Annotated in this window: 6 protein-coding genes and 1 pseudogene; all 7 read left to right on the plus strand. The window is 63.5% G+C overall.

Features of this window, described 5'->3' with window-relative positions:
- The first annotated feature begins 1 nt into the window (after position 1).
- Entirely contained in the window at positions 2-1,492 is a 1,491-nt protein-coding gene (locus tag XAXN_RS16455) for a lipopolysaccharide biosynthesis protein (RefSeq protein WP_054320355.1), read from the plus strand.
- Positions 1,493-1,555: 63 nt separating this feature from the next.
- Positions 1,556-2,752, plus strand: coding sequence for a GumK N-terminal domain-containing glycosyltransferase (locus tag XAXN_RS16460; protein ID WP_054320356.1), 1,197 nt, complete (start codon positions 1,556-1,558; stop codon positions 2,750-2,752).
- Between the two features lie 36 nt (positions 2,753-2,788).
- A complete protein-coding gene (locus tag XAXN_RS16465) occupies positions 2,789-3,583 on the plus strand; it encodes a polysaccharide pyruvyl transferase family protein (protein ID WP_054320357.1) in 795 nt (264 codons plus the stop codon).
- Positions 3,584-3,587: 4 nt separating this feature from the next.
- The gene (locus XAXN_RS16470; protein WP_054320358.1) at positions 3,588-4,388 is read left to right on the plus strand and encodes a WecB/TagA/CpsF family glycosyltransferase; all 801 of its coding nucleotides are present in this window, start codon (positions 3,588-3,590) and stop codon (positions 4,386-4,388) included.
- Positions 4,389-4,422: 34 nt separating this feature from the next.
- The gene (locus XAXN_RS16475) at positions 4,423-4,884 is read left to right on the plus strand and encodes a cupin domain-containing protein (RefSeq protein ID WP_054320359.1); all 462 of its coding nucleotides are present in this window, start codon (positions 4,423-4,425) and stop codon (positions 4,882-4,884) included.
- Between the two features lie 91 nt (positions 4,885-4,975).
- Positions 4,976-5,992, plus strand: a pseudogene (locus XAXN_RS16480) (TraB/GumN family protein).
- A 200-nt stretch (positions 5,993-6,192) separates the two neighbouring features.
- Positions 6,193-6,688 (plus strand): MBL fold metallo-hydrolase (locus XAXN_RS16485; protein ID WP_245149963.1); only part of this gene is annotated, 496 nt, incomplete at its 3' end.

Below are 6,688 nucleotides of genomic sequence, written 5' to 3' on the forward strand. Positions count from 1 at the left end.
GATGACATCTTCCACACCGCCGCCACCGCCACAGCGTAGCCTGGGGTCGCGCGCTGCCGGTGGCGCAGCGGTGACCATGCTTGGCCAGTCGGCCAAGATGGTGGTGCAGTTCGGCGGCATCATTCTGCTGGCGCACTTGCTGACGCCTTACGACTACGGTCTGATGGCGATGGTCACCGCCATCGTCGGCGCCGCCGAGATCCTGCGCGATTTCGGCCTCTCGGCAGCAGCCGTGCAAGCCAAGCATGTCAGCCGCGAGCAGCGCGACAACCTGTTCTGGATCAATAGCGGCATTGGCTTGCTGCTGGCGCTGGTAGTGTTTGCTTCGGCGCATCTGATTGCGAACTTCTACAAAGAGCCGGCCCTGGTGACGATTTCCCAGGCGCTGGCGGTCACCTTCCTGATCAACGGCATGACCACGCAGTACCGCGCGCATCTGAGTCGCGGGCTGCGCTTCGGGCAGGTGGCGCTCAGCGATGTGGGCTCGCAGGTGCTTGGTCTCGGTGCAGCGGTTGCTGCTGCGCTGCTGGGCTGGGGCTACTGGGCGCTGGTGGTGCAGCAAGTGGTGCAGGCTGGCGTCAATTTCATCATCGCCGCGAGCTGCGCTCGCTGGTTGCCGGGTGGCTACCAGCGTTCGGCACCGATGCGCGATTTCATGAGTTTCGGCTGGAACCTGATGGCGGCGCAGTTGCTGGGGTATGCCAGTCGCAACGTGGGGCAGGTCATCATCGGCTGGCGGACCGGACCGGACGCGCTGGGACTGTACAACCGCGCATTCCAGTTGTTGATGATGCCGCTGAACCAGATCAATGCGCCTGCCACCAGCGTGGCGCTGCCGGTGTTGTCGCAGCTGCAGGACGACCGCGAGCGCTTCAGTGCGTTTTTGCTGCGCGGGCAGACCGTGATGGTGCACTTGATCTTTGCGCTGTTCGCGTTCGCTTGCGCATTGGCAATGCCGCTGATCGTGCTGGTACTGGGCGAGCAGTGGCGCGAGGCGGTGCCGTTGTTCCAGGTGCTGACACTGGGCGGCATCTTCCAGACGGCGTCCTATGCAACATATTGGGTGTTCCTTGCACGCGGACTGATGCGCGCGCAGCTGGTGTATTCGCTGGTCAGCCGCGTCCTGCTGATTGCCTGCATTTTCGTCGGCTCGCGCTGGGGCGCGATGGGTGTGGCGATCGGGTATTCGTTCGGTTTGTTGCTGACCTGGCCGCTGTCGCTGCTATGGATCGGCAGGATCTCGGACGCGCCGGTCGGCGCTCTCTTCACCAATGCGCTGCGCGCCTTGGTCGCGTACGGCGTGGCGGGCGGGTGCGCGTATTACGCCTCCATTACGCTTGGCGGCCCGCTGTGGGAGCAACTGGCTGTCGGCGCAGTGACGATGCTTGCCGTTTGCCTACTTGCCTTGGCGATCTGGCCTGCATTCCGTCGCGATGTGATTGCCATCGTCAACATCCGCAAGCTGCTGACGCAGGCCAAGGCACGTCGATGAGTCGACATGGTCTTCGCCTGCAGTCGGTCATGCTTTCTCTCACTCATTCATAGGACACGGCCCATGAGCGACACACCCGCCGCCGCTTCCGGCATCCGCCGGCCTTACTATCTGGTCTTGTCCGCCCACGATTACCGCACACCGCGGCGCGCCAATATCCACTTCATCACCGATCAACTTGTGTTGCGCGGGACCACGCGGTTCTTCTCGCTGCGTTATAGCCGGTTGTCGCGCATGAAGGGCGATATGCGGCTGCCGCTCGACGAGACTGCAAACACGGTCGTTTCGCACAAGGGCGTGGACTGCTACCTGTGGCGCACGACGGTGCATCCGTTCAATACGCGCCGTCCGTGGCTGCGCTCGGTCGAGGATGCGATGTTCCGTTGGTATGCCGCGCATCCGCCGCGCCAGTTACTCGACTGGATGCGCGAGGCGGATGTGATCGTGTTCGAAAGCGGCATTGCGGTTGCTTTCATCGAACTGGCCAAGCGGGTCAATCCCGCAGCCAAGCTGGTGTACCGCGCATCCGACGGGCTGAGCACGATCAATGTGGCGTCGTACATCGAACGCGAGTTCGACCGCGTGGCACCCATGCTCGATGTGATTGCACTGGTGTCGCCAGCAATGGCAGAAGAGATTGCCAGCCGCGACAATGTCTATCACGTTGGACATGGCGTAGATCACAACCTGGATCAACTCGGCGATCCATCACCTTACGCCGAGGGCATCCACGCAGTGGCGGTCGGTTCGATGTTGTTCGATCCGGAATTCTTCGTGGTCGCCAGCAAGGCCTTCCCGCAAGTGACGTTCCATGTGATCGGCTCGGGCATGGGCCGGCATCCAGGCTACGGCGACAACGTGGTGGTCTATGGCGAGATGAAACACGCCGAAACCATTGGCTACATCAAACACGCGCGGTTCGGGATTGCGCCGTATGCCTCCGAGCAGGTGCCGGTCTATCTGGCCGACAGTTCGATGAAGTTGCTGCAATACGACTTTTTCGGCTTGCCCGCGGTGTGCCCGAATGCGGTGGTGGGGCCGTATCAGTCGCGTTTCGGCTACACTCCGGGAAACGCCGATTCTGTCGTTGCCGCAATCGGCCGCGCCCTGGAAGCACCGCGCGTGCGTTATCGCCAGTGCCTAAATTGGTCCGACACCACCGATCGCGTGCTGGATCCCGGTGCGTATCCGGAAACCCGTTTGTATCCCCAGAAAAGCGCAGCGGTGCCTGCCTCGTCGGAGGCTGCGCTCTCGCATTGATGCGGCGCAGATTTTTCTTTAGGAGACTCATACGTTATGGCCAACGCCTTGCTGCAGAAGTGGATAGAACACGCAGAACGTCGTGCACTGTTCTGGTGGCAGCCCAAGAACGCTAGCGTGAATATGGGGGATCACCTGTCCAAGGTGATCGTCTCCTGCGTGCTGTTCTTGCAGGACAAGACGCTGATCGAGAAGCAGGACCTGAGCAAGAAGCTGATCGCGATCGGCTCGGTGCTGCACTTCGCCAAAGACGGTGACACCGTTTGGGGCAGTGGCATCAATGGCAAGATTCCTGCCGAGCGCAACACCTTCAGTACGCTCGATGTCCGTGCAGTGCGTGGGCCGAAGACGCGCAAGTTTTTGCTCGATCGCGGCATCGCGGTGCCGGAAGTGTATGGCGATCCCGGGCTGCTGACGCCGATGTTCTTCCCGGCCGACGCGCTCGGCCCGATCAACAAGCGGCCCTTCGCCATCGTTCCGCACTTCAACGAGCCGGTCGAAAAGTACAGCGCGTACAAAGACCACTTGGTGTTCCCCAACGTCAAGCCCGCAACGTTCATGACGATGTTGCTTGGTACCGAGTTGGTGATCAGTAGCTCGTTGCATGGCCTGATCCTTGCCGAGGCCTACGGAATCCCTGCGGTGTATTTGGACTGGGGCAACGGCGAAGATCGCTTCAAGTACGACGACTACTACAACGGTACCGGGCGCATGCAGTGGCATTCCGGCAACAGCGTGGAAGAGTGTCTGCAGCTGGGCGGCAACGGCGATTTCGATTTGGAAAACCTGCAGGCCGGCCTGTTGGCTGCCTTCCCTTACGACCTTTGGTGATTCGATGATGCAGGGCCAGCGCGTGGATATGGAAACAACCGGAATTGCCAGCGGCACCACGCCGCCGGGTGTGGTAATTCCGTTAGGTGGCTTCCCGGTGTTGTCCACCACGCAGGAAGCCTTCGCGCTGGATCTGTTCCATGCGCTGGCCGCCCGTCAGCCGCGGCGGGTGTTCTTCGCCAATACCAATTTCATCGTGCAATGTCAGGCACTGCGCATGCGCATGCGCATGCGCGAACCCAGCGTGCGTATCGTCAACGATGGGATCGGCATGGATCTGGCTGCACGGCTGATCCACGGCCGTCGCTTCGCCGGCAACCTCAACGGCACCGACCTGATTCCGTATCTGTGCCGCGAGAGTGCGCAACCGCTCAAGTTCTTTCTGCTGGGCGGTCGTCCCGGTGTGGGCAAGACCGCTGCGGCGACGCTGACCGGGACCTTGGGGCAGCAGGTGGTCGGCATGTGCGACGGCTATGGCGAATTTGCGGCGGCCGGCGAGGGCCTGGCCGAGCGCATCAATCGCTCCGGTGCCGATGTGCTGCTGGTGGCGTTCGGCAACCCGCTGCAGGAGCGCTGGATCCTGGACCACAGCCACGCGCTGAGCGTGCCGCTGGTCTTTGGTGTGGGCGCCTTGCTCGATTTCTTGTCCGGTACCGCCAAGCGCGCGCCCGAGTGGGTGCGACGCCTGCATCTGGAGTGGATGTATCGGCTGCTCAACGAGCCACGCCGTTTGCTCAAGCGCTATAGCTGGGATCTGCTGGTGTTCTTCCGCACCTGCCTGCGCGCGGGAAAGCAACTGCCCTGATGCAGGGGCGGTGTGTCTGTCCTAGCATGCGCGCATGCATCCGACCGCCGCCGCCCTGATCCGCTTGCTGGACCTCGCCCCGCATCCGGAAGGCGGGCACTATCGCCGCGTCTATGCCTCCGCGCGTCAGGTCACCGACAACGGCCAGCCCCGCCCTGCAATGACCGCCATCCGTTTTTTGCTGAGTACAGGCGAGTGCAGTGCGTGGCACCGCGTGGATGCGGATGAAGCCTGGCATTGGCAGCTGGGCGATGCCTTGGAACTGCTGATCTATGACACCTGCACCGAGCAATTGCAGCGCGTGATCGTGGATGCCGCCGAGCGCGGCGAGCCGATGCACGTGGTGCCGGCAGGCTGTTGGCAAACGGCACGCTCGCTCGGCGACTTCACCCTGATGGGCTGCACGGTGTCGCCGGGATTTGTCTGGGAAGGCTTTGCGCTGCTCGACGAGGCTTCGCCGTTGGCCGCACACCTGGCGACGCTGCTGCCACGCTGACCGTCGACTGCGAGGACGACCAAACGCTTCCCTATCGCGGCCGCCGCTGGCTTGGCGTACTGTCCGCCTCAAACAGGGGCGGCGACACACCATGCAACGCAAGGTCGCGGGATGGGGAATGGGTTTGATGTTGGTGCCGCTGCTGGCGACCGCCGGTGAAGGCGTGCCGCCCAAGGTGGCGGCGCCGGCACCGGCAGTGGTGGATCTGGAGGCCATGGTCGTGCGCGGCGTGCAGCCCGGACCGGGCTTGTGGAAGGTCAGCAAGGGCGATCATGTGTTGTGGATCCTGGGCACCTTGTCGCCTTTGCCGAAGCGGCTGCAGTGGCAGTCGACCGAAGTGGAGACCATCATCGGCCTGTCCCAGCAGGTGCTGGAAGCGCCAACCGTCCAGGTGGATGCGGACATGGGATTCTTCGGCAAGCTGACCTTGCTGCCTTCGGCCATGCAAGCGATGAAGAACGAAGATGGGCGCGAGCTGCGCGATATCTTGCCGGCCGACCTGTATGCGCGCTGGAGCGTGTCCAAGGCGCGCTATCTCGGCAGCGACCGTGGCGTGGAGCGCAAGCGCCCGATGCTGGCCGCCGGCGAGTTGTACCAGGCCGCCATCAAGCGCTCCGGCCTGGGCCGTTCGCCGGTGGTTTGGCCAGTGGTGGCGCGCGCTGCCAAGCGCGCGGGGATCAAGCCCACCCCGACCGCACTGGACTACAAAATCAAGGATCCGCGCCAGGCACTCAAGGAATTCCGTGCTGGCGGAATGGACGATACCGCGTGTTTCCGCAGCATTCTGGTGGCGGTGGAGCGTGACCTGCCGACGATGGTAGAACGCGCCAATGCCTGGTCGGTGGGCGATATCCAGGCCTTGCGTTAGCTGCCGCGCGAAGACCCGCAAGCCGCCTGCATGGGCGCAATGGCCAGCTCCGGTGCCGCAAAAAAACGCGGCATCGACGATCTGCAACGGCGTATGCGCGAGCATTGGCTGGGCATCGCCATCGCCGCATTGCAACGTAATCGCAGCACGTTCGCGGTACTGCCGATCAGCCGGCTGACCGCGCCGGATGGCTATCTGGCGCGCCTGCAGGCGCTGGGCTATGAGGTGGAAGCGCCTTGAGGCGATGTCGCCGCGTGCGCCTGGCGCGTCATGCTGAGCGCGAGTACTCGAGCTGACATGGATCCATTGGCTGTGGCAGGCGGCCGTTGCGCGGCGCGCGTCGCCGTGCATGCGCCTAGATGTGTAGCGGCCTGCACGGCGGTGGGCCTGCCGATGTGGCCACGGTATGCTGCGCGCCTTCATGTCGTGAGAGCTCCGCGTTGAATGCATTGCCGCTGCGCATTCTGGGCACCGGGCGCCATGTTCCGGCGACGGAGGTGACATCGCACCAGTTGGACGCGCGCTGGCGGTTGCCGGCGGGCACCACGTTCGCGCGGCTGGGCGTGGAGACGCGCCATTACGTGGGCGATGGCGAGACCGCATCGTCGATCGGGGCAGCTGCCGCGCAACAGGCCTTGGCCAGCGCCGGGCTCGATGCCAGTCGGATCGACTGCCTGATCTCCGCCTGCAGCGTCATGGAGCAGCCGATTCCCTGCCAGGCGGTGCTGATCCAACGCGCGCTCGGCCTCGGCGATTCGGGCATCCCCGCATTCGACGTCAATGCAACCTGCCTCAGTTTTTGGGGCGTGGCGCTGGATGACATCGCCTGGTGTCTGATTTCGCACTTCCACGCCGACCATGTCGGCGGTCTGCGCGATCTGCCGCATGCGCGCTTCATCTGCCTGCGCGCCGACTACCAGCAGCTGCGCAGCTGCT

It is taken from the genome of Xanthomonas axonopodis (assembly GCF_001304695.1).
GTDB classification, from domain to species: domain Bacteria; phylum Pseudomonadota; class Gammaproteobacteria; order Xanthomonadales; family Xanthomonadaceae; genus Xanthomonas; species Xanthomonas axonopodis.

Coding starts and splice junctions, on each gene's coding strand:
- XAXN_RS16475 (WP_054320359.1), top strand. CDS start 4,423: ATGCATCCGACCGCCGCCGCCCTGATCCGCTTGCTGGACCTCGCCCCG.
- XAXN_RS16465 (WP_054320357.1), top strand. CDS start 2,789: ATGGCCAACGCCTTGCTGCAGAAGTGGATAGAACACGCAGAACGTCGT.
- XAXN_RS16455 (WP_054320355.1), top strand. CDS start 2: ATGACATCTTCCACACCGCCGCCACCGCCACAGCGTAGCCTGGGGTCG.
- XAXN_RS16460 (WP_054320356.1), top strand. CDS start 1,556: ATGAGCGACACACCCGCCGCCGCTTCCGGCATCCGCCGGCCTTACTAT.
- XAXN_RS16470 (WP_054320358.1), top strand. CDS start 3,588: ATGATGCAGGGCCAGCGCGTGGATATGGAAACAACCGGAATTGCCAGC.